Source organism: Conexibacter woesei Iso977N, from assembly GCF_000424625.1.
In the GTDB taxonomy this organism is placed as follows: domain Bacteria; phylum Actinomycetota; class Thermoleophilia; order Solirubrobacterales; family Solirubrobacteraceae; genus Baekduia; species Baekduia woesei_A.
In genome coordinates this window covers 1-19,842 of record NZ_AUKG01000004.1, presented here as the reverse complement: position 1 = coordinate 19,842, position 19,842 = coordinate 1, and the positions used below count along the sequence as shown (strand labels likewise).

Sequence of the window (19,842 nt, the reverse complement as noted above, 5' to 3'; positions counted from 1 at the left end):
CGTGGGTTTCGCGTTCCCCTCGCTGCACGGCTACAGGCGTGCGTGGCTGCGCGGCGACCTGATCGCGGGCCTGACGGTCTGGGCGGTCCTGGTCCCGGAGGCGCTGGCCTACGCGTCGATCGCGGGTGTCTCGCCGGTCATCGGGCTCTACGCGGCGCCGCCGGCGTTGTTGTTGTACGCGTTGTTCGGGTCCTCGCGCCACCTCGTCGTCGGCCCGATGTCGGCGACCGCGGCGCTGAGCGCGGCGACCGTCGGCGCACTGGTCGCGGGCTCCGGCTCGCACTTCGTGGCGATGACCGCGGCGCTGGCGATCGTGACCGGCGCGGCTGCGCTGTTCGCGGGCCTCGCGCGCCTGGGGTTCCTGGCGTCGTTCATCTCCGAGCCGGTCATCAAGGGCTTCATCGTCGGCCTGGCGCTGACGATCATCGTCGGCCAGGTCCCGAAGCTGCTCGGCGTCGAGAAGCACTCCGGCGACTTCTTCGAGCAGGCGTGGGGCGTGATCAAGCACCTGGGCGACGCCGACGGGCTGACGGTCGCCGTCGGCCTCGCGTCGTTGGTGGTGGTGCTGGGGCTGAAGCGGCTGGCCCCGGCGGTCCCGGCGTCGCTGGTCGTGGTCGCGCTGGGCGTCGCGGCGGTCAAGCTCTTCAACCTGGACGACCACGGCCTGGAGATCGTCGGCCACATCGACTCCGGGCTACCGTCGGTCGGGACGCCGGACGTGTCGTGGAGCGACATCGGGTCCTTGGTCGCGGGCGGCGTCGGCGTCATGTTGGTGGGGTTCGCGGAGGGGCTCGGCGCGGCGCGCACCTACGCGCAGCGCGAGCACTACGAGATCGACACCAACCGCGAGCTGCTGGGGCTCGGCGCCGCGAACCTCGGCGCCGGGCTGTGCTCCGGGATGGTCGTCAACGGGTCGCTGTCCAAGACGGCGGTCAACGGAAGCGCGGGCGCGAAGTCGCAGGTGTCGGGGCTGATCGTCGCGGTGCTGACGGTCGTGACGCTGCTGCTGCTCACCGGCCTGTTCGAGCAGCTTCCCGAGGCGACGCTGGCCGCGGTCGTGATCGCGGCGGTGATCGAGTTGGTGGACTTCCCGGCCGTCGCGGGCATGTACCGCGTGTTCAGCGGGCGCAGCGCGGGGCGCTTCGCGTTCGCCGCGCGGCCGGACTTCGTCGCGGCGAACGCGGCGTTGTTGGGGGTCTTGATCTTCGACACGCTGCCCGGCCTGTTCATCGGGATCGCGGTGTCGCTCACGCTGCTGCTGTACCGCGCGTCGGCGCCGCACGTCGCGCAGCTCGGGCGCGTGCCCGGGACCACCGACCAGTACGGCGACCTGCGCCGCCACCCGGAGAACCGCTCCCCGGACGGCGTCGTGATCCTGCGGATCGAGGCCGGCCTGTTCTTCGCCAACGCCGACGCGGTCCGCAAGCGGATCATGAGCGCCGCCGCGATGCCGGGCGTGCACGCGATCGTCCTCGACGGCGAGGCGATGCCGTTCGTCGACCTCACCGCGGCGCGGCGGTTGGAGGAGGTCGGCGAGGACCTGCAGCGGCGCGGCGTGCAGCTCCTGCTGGCCGGCGACGTCGGGCAGGTGCGCGATGTGCTGGCCCGCGCGGGGGACACGACCCACGTCCACGCCACGGTCCAGGAAGCGGTGAGTGCTGCTGCGCCAACATCCGAGCGCACGGCGCCCGCGTAGGCGACCATACGTGGCATCGACACGGTGATCGAGGGGCCCACGATCTCCCTGCACCGGGCGCCCTTGGCGCGGCCGGCGCTGGTGGCGCGGCTCGACGACACCGTGCTGGCCGGCGGCGTGGCGATCCTCGCCGCCGAGCCCGGCACCGGCAAGAGCGAGCTGTTGGCGCAATGGCGCGCCCAGATCGCGAGTGCTCTGGATGTCACGGTGGTCGACGGCGCGCTGCCGCGCACCTGGGCGCCCGGGCTGCGCGCGGCCCGCGACCACCCGTCCGGAAGGCCCGCCGCGCTGGTCGTCGACCACGCCGACCGACTGCCGCCCGCCTACCTCGCGCTGCTCGGCGACGCGCTCGCCCACCGCGGCGACGGGCTCGGCGCGGTGCTCGCCGGGCGCCGCGACCCGGGGCTGTGCCTGATCGAGCTGCGCGCGACCGGCGTCGTGGACGAGCTCGACGGGACCGACCTCGCCTGGTGCGCCGGCGACGTCGCCGACGCGTTCGCGCGCTGGGGCCGCCCGCTGCCCGACGGCGCCGCGGCCGACCTCGCGTGGCGCACCGACGGCTGGGCCGCCGCGCTGCGGCTGGCGGCGCTCGTCGGCCCGCAGGTGCTCGACGCCGACGGCGGCGCGCTCGCCGACTACGTGCTCGGGCCGGCGCTGAGGGGCGTCCCGGACGACGTGGTCGCCGCCGCGCTGCGGCTCGCGCTGGCCGAGGAGGTCGACGAGCCGGTCGCCGAGCTGCTGGTCCACGCGCCCGGCGGCGCGGGCGCGCTGCTGGCGAGCCTGCGCACGCGGCGGCTGTTCGTGCGCTGCGCCGAGGACCCGGACGCCGCGGCGCGCGGCGCGCTGCGCTTCACGCGACTGTTCGCGCACGTCGCGCGGCGCGAGCTGGCCGCGCGCGAGCCGACGCTGACCGCCGACCTGCGGCGCCGGCTGCAGCGCCACCTCGGCGACGCCGCGTCCGGCATCAGCGGCGCGCCGGTCCCGGCCGGGCCGCCGGGAGCGATCGCCGACGCGGCGCTCGGCGACGAGCTGCTGGCCGCCCACGCGGTCGAGCTGCTGCTCGCGGGCGTCCTGGACCGCCCGACGCCCGCGGCGCTCGCCGCGCTGCCGCGCGCCTCGGCCGCCGGCCGCGCCGCTGCTGCGCTCGGGCTCCTGGCCGCGGGCGACCTCGCCGCCGCCGACGCGGTCCTGGCGATCGACGCGGGCGCGGGCGCCGGTGCGGGCACGGCCGCCTCCGCGCCGCCCGGCGACGTCCTGGCGATCGTCGCGCTGCTGCGCCACCGCCACCGCGGCGACCGCGACGCGCTGGCCGCGGCCGTGGACGCGCTGCCCGCGGGCCGGGGCGGCGACGACGGCGTGCGCGCGCTGGCCTACGTCGAGCTGGGCCTGCTGGAGCACGACCTCGGCGACCTTCCCGCCGCCGAGGAGCACCTGCAGCTGGCGATCGCGCTCGGCCGCGGCGCGGGCCGCGCTGCGCTGGCCGCGCGCGCCGGCGCCGGGCTGGCGCTGCTGAACGCCTCGGCCGGGCGGCTGCGCGAGTCGGTCCGGCTGGCCGACGCGGCGCTCGGCTCCGGCGAGACGATCCCGGCCGCGGCCCGCGCCCGCGCGGCGCTGGCGCGCGCCCAGGTCGCCGTCCTGCGCGACGAGATGGTCGACGCGCGCGCCTGGGCGGAGCGCGCCCGCGCGGCGGTCGCCGCCACCGACGACCTGCCGCTGTGGCTCGACGTCCTGTTCTGGGAGATCGCGACGCTCGAGGCGCTCGGCGCCCACGACGACGCCGGCGCGCGGCTGGCGCAGGCGCGCGACATCCGCCGCCGCGCGCCCTATCCGGGGCTCTACGGCGAGCTGCTCGACGTCTACCGCGCCCGGCTGCTGGAGCGCGAGGGCCGCGACGCCGAGGCCCGCCGCGTCCTCGAGTCGCTGGACCCGACCGCGTCGCCGGTCGTCGCGATCATCGCCGCCGGGCGCTACCTGCGCGCCGGCGACCCGCACGGAGCGCTGGGCACGGCCGCGCCGTGGCTGGCCGAGGACGCCGATCCCGCCCGCACCGGCGGCGCGCTGCGCGTCTGGCTGCTGCTGCACCAGGCGGTCGCGTTGCACCAGATCGGCGACGCCGAGACCGCGCACGCGTCGCTGGAGGCGGCGCTGGACACCGCGGTGCCCGAGGGCGTCCGGCGGCCGTTCAGCGACACCGCGCCACGGCTGGTCGCGCTGCTCTCCGACCATCGCTCCAGCGGGACCGCACACGCCGGGTTCGTCGCCGAGCTGCTGGACCGCACGACCGCGTCGCGGCCCGGCCCGGACGCCGAGCTTGCGGCACCATTGACCGATCGGGAACGCGTGGTGCTCGGCTTCCTGCCGTCGGCGATGACGGCCGCCGACATCGCCGACGCGCTGATCGTCTCGGAGGCCACGGTCCGGACCCACCTGCGCCACATCTACGGCAAGCTCGGGGCGAAGGGGCGGCGCGAGGCGCTGGCCTGTGCGCGCGATCTCCGCTTGCTCGCCCCTGAGGACTCGTAACCGATGCAAAACGCTACGCGCAAACTACTTTCCGGTAGGTGAATCATCCGTTTCGGGGGACGCGCAGATGTAGGCCTTCTGAGTGAATCCTCGTGAATGCGAGAGCCGAGCTCCCCAGGGCCCCGCACCCCCACCGCGCCGCGCGAGCCACTGCCCGATCGCCCGCGCTCGCGGCGCCGCGCGGCCGGGCGTCCTGGAACGAGCCGACTCCCGCGCCCAGCGGCCGGGACGGTCGTCCGTGAGCGCCTCCACCAGCGCTTGGACGACGCCGTCGACCGGCCGGTCACCCTCGTCGCCGCGCCGCCCGGCGCGGGCAAGACCATGCTGCTCTCGGCATGGCTCGACGCTCGCGCGCACCCCGGGCCGGCCGCGGCGGCCTGGGTCGCCTTCGACCGCTCGTGCGCCGACCTCGGCGACGTGTGGGCGCGGTTCGTCGCCGCGTTCGGCGGCGGCGCCCTGCGCGGCGCGGCGCCCGCCACGCCCGAGCGCCTGGCCGAGCGCGTCGCCGCCGCGGTCGAGGCACGGCCGGGGCGCGCGCCGTTCGTCCTGGTCGTCGACGACCTGCAGGACGCCGAGGGCGCCGCGGCGCCCGCCGTCCTGGCGACGCTGCTGCGCGTGCGCCCACAGCGCCTGCGGCTCGTGCTCAGCACCCGCAACGACCCGGACCTGCCGCTGCACCGCCTGCGCGTCGCAGGCGAGCTGTCCGAGCTGCGCGGGTCCGACCTCGCCTTCACCGCACCAGAAGCCGCCCAGCTGCTCGCGGGCCACGACGTGCAGCTGGCGGAGGACGACCTCGGCCAGCTGGTCGCGCGCACGGAGGGCTGGGCGGCGGGGCTCCGGCTGGCAGCGCTATCACTCGCCGGCCACCCGGATCCGGGCGCGCTGGTCGCCGACTTCGCGGGCGATGACCGCGCGGTCGTGGCGTTCCTGATCGAGGAGGTCCTCTCGCGCCAGCCCGCGCCGGTGCGCGAGCTGCTGCTGCGGACCGCGATCGTCGCCGAGCACGTGTCCGGCCCGCTGGCCGACGCGCTGACCGCCGGTCACGGCGCGCAGGACATGTTGGAGGCCTTGGTCCGGGCCAACGCGTTCGTCGTCCCGCTCGATCGCCACGGCCATTGGTTCCGCTATCACGCGCTGTTCGCCGAGCTGCTGCGCTCGCAGCTCGCCGCGCTCGGGCCCGAGGCGGTCGCCGAGCAGCACCGCCGCGCGGCGGCGTGGTTCTCGGAGCAGGGCAATCCTGCCGAGGCGGTCCGCCACGCGGCGCTCGGGCGTGACTGGGACCTTGCCGAGCGCGTCCTGGCCGAGCACTGGATCGAGCTGCGCCTCGACGGCGCGGGCGCGACGCTCGACGCGGTCGTCACCGGCCTGTCGGAGGACGCGCTGGAGCGCCGCCCGCACGTGACGCTGGTCGCCGCGGCGCGGTCGCTGGACGAGGGCGACGGCGAGCGCGCGGCGGCGCTGATGCGCACCGCCGCCGGCGCGCGCGAGCACCTGACCGGACCGCGGCGCGCGCTGCTGACGCGCGACCTGTCGCTGCTGCGCCTGGAGCGCGCGCGGCGCAAGGGCGACTTCGACGCCGGCCACCGCGAGCGCGCCGTTGCCGCGGCGGCGATCACCCGCGACGACGCGCACCGCGACCGCGTGGCGCGCGCGCTCGCGCACCTGGAGCTCGGGCGCCTGCAGGCCGCCGAGGGCGAGGCCGGCGCCGAGGGCGAGCTGCGGCGCGCGGGCGAGCTGGCGCGCCAGGCCGGGACGCCGGCGGTCGAGTCCGCCGCGGGCGCCGAGCGCGCCTGGCTGTGCGCGCGCGAGGGACGGCTGCGGCAGGCGACGCTCGCCGCCGACGCGGTCCTGGCGGACCAGGGCGAGGGCTGCGCGGAGCCGCTCGTGGCCCCGGCGCACCTCGCGCGGGCGCTCGCCGCCGCCGAGTCCGGGAACACCCTGCTGGCCGACGCGGAGCTGGAGCGCGCGGGGCGGGCGAGCGCCGCGGGCGGCGCGGTCCCCGACCGGCTGACCGAGTTGTCGTTGTTGCTCGTGAGGTCCCGGCTGCTGGCCGGCGCCGACCGCGACGGCGCGGCCGCCGCGCTGACGGTCCTGGCGGAGCTGCTGGACGGCTGGACGCCGCCGGAGGCGATGCGCGCCCAGGCGCGCGCCGCGCGGGCGCGGCTGCTCACGCGCTCCGGGGCGGACGCCGCGGCGCTGCGCGCCGACGTGGCGGCGGCCGACGCCGACGCCGACGTCGCCCACCAGCCGGTCCTGGCGATCGCGCTGGCGCGCTGCGAGCTGGCCGCGGGCCAGCCGGGCGCGGCGCTGGAGCGCGCGTCGGCGGTCGTCGACGGGACCGACGTCGCGGGCTGCGACGCGGTTGCCGCGCTGGCCGTCGCGGCCGCGGCGGCCGAGGTCCAGCACGAGCGCAGGACGGCGGCCGAGCTGGCCGAGCGCGCGCTCGACCTGGCCGAGCCCGACGGGCTGCGGCTCGGGCTGGCGGAGGCGACGCCGGCGATCGAGCCGGTCTTCCAGCACCTGCTGCGCTTCGGGACCAGCCACCGGTCGCTGATCGGCGAGGTCCAGGAGCTGGTGGCGTCCGGCACGAGCGCCTCGGCGGGCGGCGACGTCGAGCCGCTGCGCGAGGAGCTCAGCGAGCGCGAGCTGGCGGTCCTGCGCTACCTGCCGACGATGCTGACGGCGGGGGAGATCGCCGGCGAGCTCTTCGTGACCGTCAACACGGTCAAGTCGCACCTGAAGTCGATCTACCGCAAGCTCGACGCGGGCGGGCGCCGTGACGCGGTGCGGCGTGCGCGCGAGCTGGGCCTGGTCGCACCCGGGCGGCTCGGCGATCCGGGCGACCGCTGAGCGTCAGCCGGACGTCCTGCGCGCGACCTTCTTGACCTCCAGCAGCTCCAGGCCCTGCTCCTGCAGGCGCGCGAGCGTGCCCTGGAGTTGTGATTGGTCTTGAAGGCGGCCGCGCAGCACGGTCTCGGCGGCCTGCAGCTCACCGTCGAACTCCTGGAGGCGCTGCGCGCTGGCGTCGTCGAGCCGGCCACGGACCCGGAACTCGTATTCGCCGGCGTCCATCGGCGCGCTCACTCCGTCCCGGTGGCGTCGTCGGCGTCGAGCTGGCGGATCTCGACGAGCTCCAGCCCGCGGTCCTGGAGGCGCGCGAGCAGCCGGCGCAGCTGGGCGGGATCGGAGAGCGTGCTGCGCAGGACCGTGACCGTGGGGCGCCGCACGGTCTCGAGGTCCTCCAGGTCCGCGAGGAGCGCGCTGTCGACCCGCCCCAGAACGCTGATCTCATACGCCGTCACGATGCTGGGGACGGTCCCGCGTGGCCGGGTGGGTCGGCGTCACCCGCGGTGGGTGACGCCGGGTGCGCCAGCGCTCGTCGGAAAGCTGACGGGGCCGTCGTCGGGGCGGCGCGGTAGCTTTGCGACCTTCGTCGTGTCGCGTACTGGTCTGCTCCAGTGGGCGGGACGGGAAGCCGATGACCAACACAGTGGGTCCCACGTCTCAGCCACGCGTTCTACGCGTCCTCGTCGTCGACGATGCGCCGGACATCCGTGCCCTGATCCGGGCGATGCTGAGCGACAACGAGGGCGTCGAGGTCGTCGAGGCCAGCGGGGGCGAGGAGGCGCTGGCGGTCGTCGCCGCCGATCCGCCGGACCTCGCGGTCGTCGACCAGAACATGCCGGGCATGGACGGCGTGACCACGACGCGCGAGTTGAAGGCGTTGAACGCCGATGTTGAGGTGGTTGCCTTCACCGCCGTTCCCGGGGCCGAGCGCCAGTTCGCGCAGGCCGGGGCGACGCGACACTTCCTCAAGGACCGCTTCGGGGACCTGGTCGGCTTCATCTCCGAACGCGCCGCGTCAGGGCGCTGAGGACGTGGCACGGGATCAGATGTCACGGCGCGCGGACGAGTTGGCGCTGCTGGTCGACACCATCCGCGACTACGCGATCCTGCTGCTGGACCCCGAGGGCACGATCACGACCTGGAACGCCGGCGCCGCGCGGCTGAAGGGCTACACCGAGGAGCAGGCGATCGGCCAGAACTTCTCGATGTTCTACACCGACGAGGACCGCGCGCACGGCCTGCCGCAGACGCTGCTGGCGACCGCCGCGCGCGAGGGCCGGGTCGAGAACGAGGGCTGGCGCGTGCGGCGCGACGGCACGCAGTTCTGGGCCAACGTGCTGATCACCGCGATCCGCGAGCCGGACGGCACGGTCATCGGCTACGGCAAGCTCGTACGCGATCTCACCGAGCGGCGCGCCGCCGACCAGGCGCTGCGGGAGGCCAACGCGAGGCTGGAGCGAACCAACACGGAGCTGGACCGCTTCGCCGCGGTCGCCGCGCACGACCTGCAGGAGCCGCTGCGGACGATCGGCGGCTTCTCGGGGCTGCTGGTCGAGCGCCACGGCGCCGAGCTGGACGGGGCGGCCCGCAAGTACCTGGACCACATCACCTCCGGCGTGACGCGCATGTCGCAGATGGTCGACGACCTGCTCGACTACGCCCGCGCCGCCGAGTCGTCCGGGGAGCCGGGCAACACCGTGGTCCTGGCCGACTCCGTCGGCGCGGTGTTGAAGGAGCTCCAGGCGACGATCGACGAGCACGGAACGCCGATCGAGGTCGACGTCGCCGGCGAGCTCCACGTCCACGCCGAGTCCCGCGACGTCGAGGCCGCGCTGCGCAACCTGATCTCCAACGCGGTGAAGTTCGCGTCGGTCGAGCAGCCGCGCGTGACGGTCCGCGCGGCGCTGCTCGAGGGCGCCAGGGACATCCGCCTCGACGTGGTCGACAACGGCATGGGCATCGATCCCCAGGACCGTCCGCGACTGTTCCAGCCCTTCGCCCGCCTGCCCTCGGCCGCCGGCCAGCCCGGCACCGGCCTCGGCCTGGCGATCGCCCAGCGCGTGATCGAACGCAACTCCGGCTCGATCGGCGTCGACTCCACGACCGGCACCGGCTCCCGCTTCTGGTTCACCCTCCCGGCGGCCTAGCCGCCGGACCGCCGCTCAGCCGGTGCTGTGGCGGGCGGCGGCGAGGTCGCGCTCGACGGCGCGGGCCGTCGCCAGGAGTGGCGGCAGGAGGGTGGCGTGGACGTCGGCGACGTCGGTGCGGGCGGCCTGGGCGGAGACGTTGATCGCGGCGACGGTGTTGCCGTCGCGGTCGTGGATGGGCGCGGCGATCGAGCGCAGGCCGGCTTCGAGCTCCTGGTCGACCAGCGCCCAGCCCTGGCTGCGGACCTTGTCGAGCTCGGTGCGCAGGCTGCGCTCGTCGGCGAGCGTCTCGGGCGTCAGCGGCTGCAGGTCGGACTGCGCGATCGTCTCGGCGAGGTCGGCTTCGCTCAGGCCCGCCAGCAGGACGCGGCCCATGGACGTCGCGTAGGCGGGGAAGCGCGTCCCGACGGAGATCGCCACGCGCATGATCCGGCGGGTGGGGACGCGGGCGACGTAGACGACGTCGGTGCCGTCGAGCACGCTCACCGACGACGACTCGTGGATCTCCTCCACCAGCCGCTCCAGATGCGGCTGGGCGACCTCGGGCAGGGTCAGGCTCGACAGGTACGCGTAGCCCAGCTCCAGCACTTGCGGTGTCAGAGCGAAGCGGGTCCCGGAGAGATGCACGTAGCCGAGCTGCTGCAGCGTCAGCAGGAACCGCCGCGACGCCGCGCGGGTCAGCCCGGTCGCACGCGCGACCTCCGACAGCGTCTGCGGCTCGGGCGCCGACAGCGCCCGGATCACCGACAGGCCGCGCTCCAGCGACTGGACGAACTGGCGGTCGCGCGCCGGCGGGTCCGCGGCCTCGGGCGGCGTCTGCGTCACTCGATCACGCCCTCGTCGCGCAGCACCTGCTGCGCGGCGGCGATCGCCGTGTTGGCCTGCGGCACGCCCGCGTAGACGGCGGTGTGCAGGATCACCTCGCGGATCTCCTCGGCCGTCAGCCCGTTGCGCAGCGCCGCCCGGACGTGCATCGCCAGCTCGTCCTCGGCGCGCAGCGTTGTCAGCACGGCGAGCGTGATCATCGACCGCTCACGGCGCCCGAGCTGCTCCTCGCGCGTCCAGACCGAGCCCCACGCCATGTTGGTGATGAACTCCTGGAACGGCGCGCTGAACTCCGTCGTCCCCGCGACCGCGCGGTCGACGTGCGCGTCGCCCAGCACCTCGCGGCGGACCTTCATCCCGGCGTCGTGCAAGTTGTCGCTCATGGTGCGGCCTCCAGATGGGCGCGGATCAGCGCGGTGACCTCGCCGGCCCGCTCGATCGACACGACGTGGGCCCCCGGGTCGAGGAGCTCCAGCCGCGCGTTGTTGATGTGGTCGGCGAGGAAGCGCTGGTTGTCGGGCGGGATCGCGAGGTCCTGCGCGCCGCCGACGACGAGCGCCGGCGCGGCGATCCTCCCGAGGTCCTCGCGGAGGTCGAGCGTCGCGAGCGCCGCGCAACAGGCCGCGTAGCCCTTGACCGGCTGCGCGGAGAGCATCGCGCGCAGGCGCTCCGCGTCGTCCGGGTGCGCCTCCGCGTAGGCCGGCGTGAGCCAGCGCGCGACGACGTCCGGCGCGATCCCCGCGGTCGTGCCCTCGGCGATGACGCGCCGCGCGCGCTCGCGCCACGGGTCGGCGGAGGGGAAGTGCGAGGTCGTGCAGAGCAGGACGAGGCGGTTGATCCGCTCGGGCGCGTTGGCCGCCAGCCACTGCCCGACCATGCCGCCGATCGACAGCCCGACGAACGACGCGCGCTCCACGTCGAGGTGGTCGAGGAGCTCGAGCGCGGCCTCGCCGAGCTGCGGGACCGAGTACGGCCCCTCCGGGACCGGCGAGCGGCCGTGGCCGAGCTGGTCGTAGGCGATCGTCGTGAAGTGCTCGGAGAGCGCGGCGACCTGCGGCTCCCACATCTCCAGCGTCGTCCCGAGCGACCCCGCGAGCAGGACCGCAGGCCCGGAGCCGCGCGTCTCGTGGTGCAGCGTCATCGCGCGCGGTGGGCGGCGAGCGCGCGATCGATCAACATGTCGGTGTTGTGCGCAACCGCGTCGTCGCCGAGGATCGTGCTCAAGTTGGTGGCCATGCGCGCGGGGTCGACCTCCAGGTGCTCCAGCAGCGCGCGGCACCACGCGACGGCCGAGCCGGTGCAGCGCAGCAGCTCCCGCAGCGTCTCCCACTCCGCCTGCCACGCGCCCGCGGCGCGCTCGTGCTCGCCGTCCATCACGGACAACATGGTCGCCACCAGGCCCGGGACGCGCTTCGCGCACGCCCGCGTGGAGATCGCCGCGACCGGGTTGGCCTTGTGCGCCATCGCCGACGAGCCGCCGGCCACGCCGTCGCGGACCTCGGCGACCTCGCCCTGGGCCAGCAGGACCACGTCGCCCGCGACCTTGCCGACCGACCCCGCGAGCACGCCCAGCGCGCCCGCGAGCGCCGCGACCCGGCGCCGGTCGCCGTGCCATGGCAGCACCGGCTCGGCCAGCCCGAGCGCGGCCGCGACCGCCGCCGCGGAGTCGGTCCGGTTGCCGACCGCGCCGCCGACCTGCACCGCCAGCTCGACGCCCGCCAGCGCCGCGGCGGCCTCGTCGATCGCCGTCATCCAGCCCGCGGCCTTCAGCCCGAACGTCGTCGGCTGCGCGGGCTGCATCAGCGTGCGCGCCAGGATCGGCGTCGCGCGGTGCGCCTCCGCCAGCAGCGCCAGCGCGGACGCCGCAGCGCGCGCGTCGGCCAAGATCACCAACAACGCGCGCTTCGACACCACCATCAACGCGGTGTCGACGACGTCCTGCGACGTGAGGCCCACGTGGACCTCCTCGACCCCCGACGCGGCGCGCAGCGCGTCGACCAGCCCGATGACCGGCGTCGCGTGCCGCGCCGCCGCGGCGCCCAGCGACACCAGGTCGAACGCGTCCAGCGTCGCGGCCGCCGCCACGCGGTCGGCGGCGTCGGGCGGCAACACCGCGCGCGCATGCGCGACCTCGACGTCGAGCATCGCCTGCACGAACGCGGCGTCGCTCACCGCCGCCGCGGCGCCGCCGCGCGCGAAGATCCCGCCGAGCAACGTGCCGGCGTCAGACGTCGAAGAAGACGGTCTCGCCGTCGCCCTGGAGGTGGATGTCGAATCGGTAGCCATCGTCGGTCGGCGTCGCCAGGAGCGTGTCACGCCGCTCCGCCGGAACGGACGCCAGGACGGCATCTTCCCGGTTCGCCGCCTCTTCGTCACCGAAGTAGATCCGCGTGACGCAGCGATGCAGCAATCCGCGGGCGAAGACCGACACCTCGATGAACGGCGCGGCGCCTTCGGCAGCGCCCGGCTTGACGGTCCGGATCGCCCAGCGCCCGTCGTCGTCGGTGCCCACCCGCGCGAACCCGCGGAACCCGTCGCGCGTGCCCCACGCGCCGGAGGCGTCGGCCTGCCAGGTCTCGATCATCGCGTCCGGGATCGCCGTGCCCGCGCCGTCGTAGACGACGCCGCCGATCGTCAGCGCGCCCGCGTCGTCGGGCGCCACCGCGTCCGGTCCGCCGTCCCACGGCAGGCCGATCGAGAAGTACGGCCCGACCGTCTGTGACGGGGTCGACTCCAGGGCCATCTAGATCTCCTCCTCGATCGGCGTCGACTCGCGCCCGCGCAGGACGATGTCGAAGTCATAGGCCAACGCCCACTCCGGCACGGTCTTGTCGATGTTGAACGATGAGACCATCCGCTCGCGCCCTTGCGGGTCCCGGACCGAGTTGTAGATCGGGTCGTACTGGAACAGCGGGTCGCCCGGGAAGTACATCTGGGTCACGAGCCGCTGCGCGAACGCCTGCCCGAGCAGCGAGAAGTGGATGTGCTGCGGCCGCCACGCGTTGTGGTGGTTGCCCCACGGGTAGGCGCCCGGCTTGATGGTGATGAACTCGTAGCGCCCCTCGTCGTCGGTCACGCAGCGCCCGGCGCCCGAGAAGTTGGGGTCCAACGGCGCCGGGTGCTGGTCGCCCTTGTGCAGGTAGCGCCCGGCCGCGTTGGCCTGCCAGACCTCGACGAGCGTGTTGCGGATCGGGCGACCATCACCGTCGAGAACGCGCCCGCCGACGATGATCCGCTCGCCCAGCGGCTCGCCGCCGTGCTGCTTGGTCAGGTCGTGGTCGAGCGCACCGAGAACGCGCTCGGGCCCGAGCTGCGGCCCCGTGCGCTCGGCGACCGAGTGGGGGAGGTAGACCAGCGGCTGCTTGGGATGGCGCAGCGCGGTCGACCGGTAGCCGTCGTAGTCCAGCGGCGGGTGCGTCCCGTCCGGATCGCGCAGGTAGCCGGCGTCCGCGTCAACCACATCATCATGCATGCAGCACCACCGCCAATCCCTGTCCAACTCCGATGCAGATCGCGGCAAGACCGTACCCGCCGCCCCTCGCGCGCAGCTCGTGGGCGAGCCGCCCGACGATCCGCGCCCCGCTCGCGCCCAGCGGATGGCCGATCGCGATCGCCCCGCCGCGCACGTTGACGATCTCCGGATCCAGCTCGGGCCACTGGCGCACGCACGCCAGCGACTGCGAGGCGAACGCCTCGTTGAGCTCGACCGCGGTCAGGTCGCCCCAGCCGATCCCGGCACGCCGCAGCGCGGCGTTGGCCGCCTCGACCGGGCCGATCCCGAAGACGTCGGGGTCGACGCCGTGCGCGGCGCGGGAGACCACGCGCGCCAGCGGGTCCCGGCCCAGCCGACCGGCCGCGGCCTCGTCGCCGAGCAGGATCATCGACGCGCCGTCGTTGAGGGGCGACGAGTTGCCCGCCGTGACGGTCCCGCCGTCCACGAACGCGGCCTTCAGCCTGCCGAGCTTCTCCAGCGACGAGTCCGCGCGGATGCCCTCGTCGCGCGCCAGCTCGACGCCCGGGACCGCGACGACCTCGCCGTCGTAGACCCCGGCGTCCCACGCCTGCGCCGCGAGGCGGTGCGAGCGCAGCGCGAACGCGTCCTGGTCGTCGCGCGAGATGTTGTACATGCCGGCCAGCTTCTCGGCGGACGCGCCCAGCGAGATCGTCCACTGCTCGGGCATCGCGGGATTGACCATGCGCCAGCCGAGCGTCGTCGAGTGCAGCGTCTCGGGCCCGGCCGGGAAGCCCTTGGCGGGCTTGAGCAGGACCCACGGCGCGCGCGACATCGACTCGACGCCGCCCGCAACGACGACGCTCGCGTCGCCCGCCGCGATCGCCCGCGAGGCCTGCATCGTCGCGTCGAGCGAGGACCCGCACAACCGGTTGACCGCCACGCCGGGCACCGACGTCGGCAGCCCCGCGAGCAGGATCGCCATCCGCGCGACGTCGCGGTTGTCCTCGCCCGCGCCGTTGGCGTTGCCGAGGAAGACGTCGTCGATGTCGGCGGGGTCGAGTGACGGCGTCCGCTCGACCAAGGCCTTCAACGTGCTCGCGGCGAGGTCGTCGGGCCGGACGCCGCTCAGCGCCCCGCCGTAGCGGCCGAACGGGGTCCGGATCGCGTCCAGGATGTACGTGTCGGTCATCGGCTCAACAGCTCCTGCAAGGCGGTCAGCTCTTCGTCGGTGGGTGCGCTCGTCTCGCGCAGGTCGTCGGCGACGCGCAGCGGCCAGCCGGTCGCCTCGCGCGCCTCGTCGGCGGTCACGCCGGGGTGGACCTGGGTCAGGACCAGCTCGCCGTCGTGGGCCTGCGACGGCTCCAGCACGCCGAGGTCGGTGATCACCGCGACCGGCGCGGTCGGCGTCGTCACGAAGTCCAGCCTCTCCACGAACGTGCGCTTCGAGTGCGGCGCCACGACCATCACGCGGCGGCAGCCGCGCGCGATCTCCGGCGCGCCGCCCGCGCCCGGCAGGCGCGTCTTGGGCGCCGCGTAGTCGCCGATCACCGTCGAGTTCAGCGCGCCGCGCGGGTCGACCTGCGCCGCACCCAGGAACGCGACGTCGACCCGCCCCGGCTGGATCCAGTAGTTGAACATCTCGGGGACCGAGACCACGAAGTCGGCGGTCGCCGCCAGCTCGCCGTCGCCGATCGACAACGGGATCCTGGTCGGCTTGGCGCCGATCGTCCCGGACTCGTAGACCAGGACCAGGTCGGGGTTGATGATCGCCCGGGCCAGGATCGCGGCGGTCGACGGGCGCCCGACGCCGATGAACACCGACTCGGCGTCGGCGAGGTGGCGGGCGGCGACGATCGTCTGGACGTCCCCTCGGGAGGCGCTCACAGCACGTGCTCCTTCATCCACGACAAGAACTCGTCGCGGTCGCGCGAGAGCTTGTCCCACGCCTTGTAGAAGTCGTTGTCGCGCTCGGTCAGGCCGTGCGCGTAGGACGGGTAGGCGCCGCGCGGCGCCTCGGCGATCGCGTCGACGCACCAGCCCGGGATGATCACGCCGCCGGCGCGCGGCTCGAGCTCGTCGACGACGCGCTCCACGGTGACCAGCGACCGCGAGGCCGCGAGCACGGCCTCCTTCTGCACGCCCGGGATGCCCCAGAGCTGCACGTTGCCGCGCCGGTCGGCCTCCTGGGCGTGGACGATCGCGACGTCCGGGCGCAGCGCGGGGACCGCGGCCAGCTCCTCGCCGGTGAACGGGCACTCGACGAACTTCACGTTGGTGTGCGCGACCAGGTCGGTCCCGCTGTAGCCGCGCAGCAGCCCGAACGGGAGGTTCGACGCGCCCGCGGCGTAGCGGTTGGCCATCCCGGCGTGCGAGTGCTCCTCGATCTCCAGCGGCGTGGGCCAGCCGTGCTCGACCGCGTCGCGCAGGCGGTGCAGCGAGCCGACGCCGGGGTTGCCCGCGTACGAGAACACCAACTTGCGCGCGCAGCCCATGCCGACCATCTGGTCGTACAAGAGGTCGGGCGTCATCCGGATCAGCTCGAGGTCGCGCCGGCCCTGGCGGATCACCTCGTGACCGGCCGCGAAGGGGATCAGGTGGGTGAAGCCCTCCAGCGCGACGCTGTCGCCGTCGTGGACGAGCGACGCGACCGCATCGGACAGGGCCAGGAGTTGTGCGCTATGCGCACGCTTGGTTGCCATGCGCACACGACGGTATATGCTCTCCGCGAGCGGCGTCAAGCCGGTGGTCAGGAGCCAGAGGAGTCGTGGTCGTGCGTACGCAGGTCGGGATCGTCGGAGCGGGTCCGGCGGGGTTGGTGCTCGCGCACCTGCTCCACCTCCAGGGGATCGAGTCGGTGGTGTTGGAGGCGCGCGACCGCGAGTACGTGCAGCAGCGCGTGCGCGCCGGCGTCCTGGAGCAGAACACGGTCGACCTGCTGCGCGAGGCCGGCGTCGCCGAGCGCCTGGACCGCGAGGGCATCGTCCACCACGGCATCGAGCTGCGCTTCGACGGCGAGGGCCACCGGATCGCGATGAGCGACCTCACCGGCGGGCGGGCGATCTGGATCTATGGCCAGCAGGAAGTGGTCAAGGACCTGATCGCGGCGCGCGAGGCGGCGGGCGATCCGCCGGTCTTCGAGGTCAGCGACGTTCAAGTGCATGATGTCGACGGCGACGCGCCGTTCATCACCTACAGGACGGTCGACGGCGAAGACGCACGCCTCGACTGCGACGTCATCGCCGGCTGCGACGGCTTCCACGGCATCTGCCGGCCGGCGGTCGGCGCGGACCGGCTGCAGATCGCCGAGCGCGAGTACCCGTTCGGCTGGCTCGGGATCCTCGCCGACGTCGCGCCGTCGACCGACGAGCTGATCTACGCCTACCACGACCGCGGCTTCGCGATGCACTCGCTGCGCTCGCCCACGCTGAGCCGGCTCTACCTCCAGGTCGACCCCGACGACGACATCGCCAACTGGCCCGACGACCGCATCTGGGAGGAGCTGCACCTGCGCTTCGAGGCGCCGGGCTGGTCGCTGACCGAGGGGCCGATCATCGAGAAGGGCATCACGCCGATGCGCTCGTTCGTCGCCGCGCCGATGCGCCGCGGCAAGTTGTTCCTGGCCGGCGACGCCGCGCACATCGTGCCGCCGACCGGGGCCAAGGGGCTGAACCTGGCGGTCAACGACGTCCGCGTCCTCGCCGAGGCTCTGACGGCCTTCTACGCGAACGGCTCGACCACCGGCCTGGACGAGTACAGCGACACCTGCCTGCAGCGCGTTTGGCGCGTCCAGGACTTCTCCACCTACATGACGACCCTGCTGCACCGCCTCGACGGCGACGACTTCGACGCCGGCCTCCAACGCGCCCGCCTCCGCTACGTCACCACCTCCGAAGCCGCCGCCCGCTCCCTGGCCGAGAACTACGTGGGCCTGCCGACCTGATTGGGTAGGAGTGCTGCGTGGCCGAGGACTCGCCGTGGCATGAGACGTCGATGTGGATCAGAGTCGCCGCCGGCGCCCTCGCGGGGATCCTCTCCGGCCGCATGATCGACCGCTACGGCTGGGGCGACGGCTTCTTCCGCACCCTTGCCATCGTGCTGCTTGCGACCTTCGCCCTGGAGGTGTACTTCGACGCGCGGCGGGGACGCCACGCTCCGCCGCTCGGTCGCGCGCTGCTGGCGGGGCAGGCACTTGGGTGCGTGCTGTACCTCGTCGCGACGTTCGGGCTCGAAGAACGCGGGCCGGGCGGCACGCTGTGCGTCGCCGCCCTGGCCCTGTTCGGGGTCGCGTCGGTTGGGTCGTTGCGGCTGAGGCCTAGCGCTTCAGCGTGACGGTCGCGCTGACGCCGTTGCCGGAGACCTTCAGGGTGATGGTCTTGGCGTGGCGCAGCGAGTGCTTGGCCTTGGTCGTGAAGCGCAGCTTGATCGCGGCCGTGCCGTTCTTGGTGGTCTTGCCGGAGCCGCGGGCGACGAGCCTCCCGGAACGGGTCGCGGCGAGCTTGAGCTTCGTGCCCGCCTTGGCGCCCGACACCTTCAGCGTGAAGCCGGACCTCAACGCGCGGGCCAGCGAGACCTTGGCCAGCGAGGCGCGGACGGTGCGACCGCCGCCGCTCCCGCTCCCGCCGCTCCCGTTGTTGGTGGGCTTGCTCGGGGTCGTCGGCCTGGCCGGCGTCGTGGGTGCGGCGCCGCCGCGGATGACGTTCTCGCAGTCGCTGTCGACGACGTCGACCGCGTCGGCGTAGACCGTGTCGGTGCCGAACCCGCACGAGATCGTGTCGACCTCGCCGTCCTGGGCGTAGACCGTGTCGTTGCCGTACGGGTACTTGCACCACAGCGGGCCGCAGTCGCCGTTGGCGAGGTCGGCGGAGATGTGGTCCTGGCCGGGACCGCCGGTGATGACGTCGTCGTTGAAGCCGCCGTCGAGCGTGTCGTTGCCGGGACCGCCGTCGAGCCTGTCGGCGCCGTCGCCGCCGCGCAGCTCGTCGTCGCCGTACCCGCCGGTCAGGTCGCCGGACGTGCCGACCTGCGCGAGCTTGATGTAGTCGTTGCCGTCGGTCCCGACGAACCTGCCGCCGTCGCTGACGATCAGGCGCTCGACGCCCCTGACGTCGTCGTTCTCGCCGGGCCGGCCGTCGTCGGCGCCGCCGGCCAAGGTGAAGTTCAACACCTGCGAGCCCGCGCTGGTCGAGCGGAAGCGCGAGGAGTAGTCGCCGTCGATCGTGTCGGTGCCCGGGCCGCCGTCGACGACGTCGGCCGACGGGTCCTCGTGCGCGTCGGGCTCCATCAGGTCGTCGCCCGCGCCGCCCTGCAGGTGGTCGGCGCCGGCGCCGCCGTCGACCTCGTCGTCGCCGTTGCCGCCGTCGAGCGTGTCGGCGCCGTCGAAGCCCTGGAGGTGGTCGTTGCCGTCGCCGCCGATCAGCGTGTCGTTGGACCTGTCGGAGCCGCGCAGCCAGTCCTTGCCCGGGCCGCCGTCGATCGTGACCGGGATGCCCGCCGGGAAGCCGTAGGAGACCGCGACGTTCTCGTCGCCGTCGCCCGCGTTCCAGACCGCGGCCCTGGCGCCGACGCAGCGCGCGTCCGACGCGTCGTCCTGCGTGCACCCGGCCGGCATCGGGCCGGTCAGCGGCACGCTGCCCGACGAGTAGAAGACGATCGCGCCGGTGTCGTCGTCGTACTGGACCGAGCCGCTGTTGATCTCGCCCGGCGCGCTGTTGTAGGTGAACGTGCCGGCGCCGTCGGAGGTGATCGTCGCGGCGTGCGCGGCGACCGGCGCGCCGAGCGCGAGGGCGGCCATCGTGGAGGTGAGGAGGAGGGGAGAGCGGAGCATGCGCCGCACTCTCCCGCCCACCGGCTGCCCGCACACCAGGGACCTCCCCAAAGATCCCCGGGGTACGGCCAGCCGCACCCCGCCAGTGAACGGTGCATTTGGGTCCCATACGAGCCCAAATGCACCGTTGACGTGGCTAGATCGGGTACTGGCGCGCGCCGTCCTGGCGGGTGAGCCAGCGGAGCTCGGTGAACTCGTCGAGGGCGGCGTCGCCGCCGAAGCGGCCCCAGCCGGAGTGCTTGACGCCGCCGAAGGGCATCTGGGGTTCGTCGTGGACGGTGGCGCCGTTGATATGGCAGATGCCGGACTGGATCCGCCGGGCGACCGCCTCCGCGCTCGCCGGGTCGCCGAAGACCGCGGCGGCGAGGCCGTACTCGGTGTCGTTGGCGACGCGGACGGCTTCGTCGGCGCCGTCGACCTCGATGACCGTGACGATCGGGCCGAAGGACTCCTCGGCGTAGATCCGCATCTCCGGCGTGACGCCGGCGACGATCGTGGGGGTGAGGAGCAGGCCGTCGGCCTGGCC

The 19,842-nt window shown here is 74.3% G+C and carries 20 protein-coding genes; 7 read left to right on the top strand and 13 right to left on the bottom strand.

The genetic code is table 11. The features are described 5' to 3' along the window. Position 1 precedes the first annotated feature (1 nt). From H030_RS0124515 to H030_RS0124505, 3 genes are all read left to right on the top strand, one after another. Positions 2-1,696 (top strand): SulP family inorganic anion transporter, encoded by a 1,695-nt coding sequence (locus H030_RS0124515; RefSeq protein WP_027008081.1) that lies wholly within the window; start codon positions 2-4, stop codon positions 1,694-1,696. Positions 1,697-1,720: 24 nt separating this feature from the next. Continuing rightward, a complete protein-coding gene (locus H030_RS34875) occupies positions 1,721-4,219 on the top strand; it encodes a LuxR family transcriptional regulator (protein ID WP_035129717.1) in 2,499 nt (832 codons plus the stop codon). 258 nt (positions 4,220-4,477) lie between these two features. Then, positions 4,478-7,069, top strand: coding sequence for a LuxR C-terminal-related transcriptional regulator (locus tag H030_RS0124505; RefSeq protein WP_027008080.1), 2,592 nt, complete (start codon positions 4,478-4,480; stop codon positions 7,067-7,069). 3 nt (positions 7,070-7,072) lie between these two features. On the opposite strand, the gene H030_RS0124500 is transcribed toward H030_RS0124505, so the two are convergent. Both H030_RS0124500 and H030_RS0124495 read right to left on the bottom strand, forming a co-directional pair. Continuing rightward, positions 7,073-7,291, bottom strand: a complete 219-nt coding sequence (locus tag H030_RS0124500) for a hypothetical protein (protein WP_027008079.1) — start codon at positions 7,289-7,291, stop codon at positions 7,073-7,075. Positions 7,292-7,299: 8 nt separating this feature from the next. Next, a complete protein-coding gene (locus H030_RS0124495) occupies positions 7,300-7,521 on the bottom strand; it encodes a hypothetical protein (RefSeq protein WP_027008078.1) in 222 nt (73 codons plus the stop codon). Between the two features lie 176 nt (positions 7,522-7,697). Between H030_RS0124495 and H030_RS37830 the strand changes: the two genes are divergently transcribed. Both H030_RS37830 and H030_RS34865 read left to right on the top strand, forming a co-directional pair. Next, positions 7,698-8,093, top strand: a complete 396-nt coding sequence (locus H030_RS37830; protein ID WP_081691135.1) for a response regulator — start codon at positions 7,698-7,700, stop codon at positions 8,091-8,093. A gap of 19 nt (positions 8,094-8,112) precedes the next feature. Next, positions 8,113-9,213, top strand: coding sequence for a sensor histidine kinase (locus H030_RS34865; RefSeq protein ID WP_051223639.1), 1,101 nt, complete (start codon positions 8,113-8,115; stop codon positions 9,211-9,213). Positions 9,214-9,228: 15 nt separating this feature from the next. Here the strand turns inward: H030_RS34865 and H030_RS0124480 are convergent, their stop codons facing one another. From H030_RS0124480 to H030_RS0124440, 9 genes are read right to left on the bottom strand one after another with little or no spacing between them, the layout of a single operon-like run. Beyond that, entirely contained in the window at positions 9,229-10,038 is an 810-nt protein-coding gene (locus H030_RS0124480) for an IclR family transcriptional regulator domain-containing protein (protein WP_027008077.1), read from the bottom strand. After that, the gene (gene pcaC, locus H030_RS0124475) at positions 10,035-10,421 is read right to left on the bottom strand and encodes a 4-carboxymuconolactone decarboxylase (protein WP_027008076.1); all 387 of its coding nucleotides are present in this window, start codon (positions 10,419-10,421) and stop codon (positions 10,035-10,037) included. Before pcaC ends, H030_RS0124480 begins: the two co-directional genes overlap by 4 nt. Beyond that, positions 10,418-11,179 carry a 3-oxoadipate enol-lactonase gene (pcaD, locus tag H030_RS0124470; protein WP_027008075.1) on the bottom strand — a complete coding sequence of 254 codons (762 nt, stop codon included), beginning with the start codon at positions 11,177-11,179 and terminating at the stop codon, positions 10,418-10,420. Before pcaD ends, pcaC begins: the two co-directional genes overlap by 4 nt. Beyond that, entirely contained in the window at positions 11,176-12,252 is a 1,077-nt protein-coding gene (locus tag H030_RS34860) for a lyase family protein (RefSeq protein ID WP_051223637.1), read from the bottom strand. The genes pcaD and H030_RS34860 overlap by 4 nt, the downstream gene beginning before the upstream one ends. A 10-nt stretch (positions 12,253-12,262) precedes the next feature. Beyond that, on the bottom strand, positions 12,263-12,781 hold the full coding sequence (gene pcaG, locus H030_RS0124460) for a protocatechuate 3,4-dioxygenase subunit alpha (RefSeq protein WP_027008074.1): 519 nt from the start codon (positions 12,779-12,781) through the stop codon (positions 12,263-12,265). Next, the gene (gene pcaH / locus H030_RS0124455) at positions 12,782-13,510 is read right to left on the bottom strand and encodes a protocatechuate 3,4-dioxygenase subunit beta (RefSeq protein ID WP_035129713.1); all 729 of its coding nucleotides are present in this window, start codon (positions 13,508-13,510) and stop codon (positions 12,782-12,784) included. Further along, the gene (locus H030_RS0124450; RefSeq protein WP_027008072.1) at positions 13,503-14,681 is read right to left on the bottom strand and encodes a thiolase family protein; all 1,179 of its coding nucleotides are present in this window, start codon (positions 14,679-14,681) and stop codon (positions 13,503-13,505) included. Before H030_RS0124450 ends, pcaH begins: the two co-directional genes overlap by 8 nt. Next, positions 14,678-15,376, bottom strand: a complete 699-nt coding sequence (locus H030_RS0124445) for a 3-oxoadipate--succinyl-CoA transferase (protein ID WP_027008071.1) — start codon at positions 15,374-15,376, stop codon at positions 14,678-14,680. The genes H030_RS0124450 and H030_RS0124445 overlap by 4 nt, the downstream gene beginning before the upstream one ends. Continuing rightward, positions 15,373-16,191 carry a CoA transferase subunit A gene (locus H030_RS0124440; protein WP_035129709.1) on the bottom strand — a complete coding sequence of 273 codons (819 nt, stop codon included), beginning with the start codon at positions 16,189-16,191 and terminating at the stop codon, positions 15,373-15,375. The genes H030_RS0124445 and H030_RS0124440 overlap by 4 nt, the downstream gene beginning before the upstream one ends. A 71-nt stretch (positions 16,192-16,262) precedes the next feature. On the opposite strand from H030_RS0124440, the gene H030_RS0124435 reads away from it, so the two are divergent. Continuing rightward, the gene (locus H030_RS0124435; RefSeq protein WP_027008069.1) at positions 16,263-17,432 is read left to right on the top strand and encodes a 4-hydroxybenzoate 3-monooxygenase; all 1,170 of its coding nucleotides are present in this window, start codon (positions 16,263-16,265) and stop codon (positions 17,430-17,432) included. A 17-nt stretch (positions 17,433-17,449) separates the two neighbouring features. Beyond that, the gene (locus H030_RS0124430) at positions 17,450-17,821 is read left to right on the top strand and encodes a hypothetical protein (protein ID WP_027008068.1); all 372 of its coding nucleotides are present in this window, start codon (positions 17,450-17,452) and stop codon (positions 17,819-17,821) included. On the opposite strand, the gene H030_RS34855 is transcribed toward H030_RS0124430, so the two are convergent. Beyond that, entirely contained in the window at positions 17,805-19,316 is a 1,512-nt protein-coding gene (locus H030_RS34855; RefSeq protein WP_081691132.1) for a calcium-binding protein, read from the bottom strand. The two genes, H030_RS0124430 and H030_RS34855, sit on opposite strands and share 17 nt — an antisense overlap. Before the next feature lie 136 nt (positions 19,317-19,452). Next, positions 19,453-19,842, bottom strand: a 390-nt coding sequence (locus tag H030_RS34850) for an aldehyde dehydrogenase family protein (protein ID WP_027006319.1), incomplete at its 5' end; no start/stop codon positions are given.

What these genes read in the sequence shown, in the direction of transcription:
- pcaH (WP_035129713.1), bottom strand. Translation starts at nt 13,510, where the DNA reads ATGCATGATGATGTGGTTGACGCGGACGCCGGCTACCTGCGCGATCCG.
- H030_RS34855 (WP_081691132.1), bottom strand. Translation starts at nt 19,316, where the DNA reads ATGCTCCGCTCTCCCCTCCTCCTCACCTCCACGATGGCCGCCCTCGCG.
- H030_RS0124500 (WP_027008079.1), bottom strand. Translation starts at nt 7,291, where the DNA reads ATGGACGCCGGCGAATACGAGTTCCGGGTCCGTGGCCGGCTCGACGAC.
- pcaC (WP_027008076.1), bottom strand. Translation starts at nt 10,421, where the DNA reads ATGAGCGACAACTTGCACGACGCCGGGATGAAGGTCCGCCGCGAGGTG.
- H030_RS37830 (WP_081691135.1), top strand. Translation starts at nt 7,698, where the DNA reads ATGACCAACACAGTGGGTCCCACGTCTCAGCCACGCGTTCTACGCGTC.
- H030_RS0124440 (WP_035129709.1), bottom strand. Translation starts at nt 16,191, where the DNA reads ATGGCAACCAAGCGTGCGCATAGCGCACAACTCCTGGCCCTGTCCGAT.
- pcaG (WP_027008074.1), bottom strand. Translation starts at nt 12,781, where the DNA reads ATGGCCCTGGAGTCGACCCCGTCACAGACGGTCGGGCCGTACTTCTCG.
- H030_RS34865 (WP_051223639.1), top strand. Translation starts at nt 8,113, where the DNA reads ATGTCACGGCGCGCGGACGAGTTGGCGCTGCTGGTCGACACCATCCGC.
- H030_RS0124450 (WP_027008072.1), bottom strand. Translation starts at nt 14,681, where the DNA reads ATGACCGACACGTACATCCTGGACGCGATCCGGACCCCGTTCGGCCGC.
- pcaD (WP_027008075.1), bottom strand. Translation starts at nt 11,179, where the DNA reads ATGACGCTGCACCACGAGACGCGCGGCTCCGGGCCTGCGGTCCTGCTC.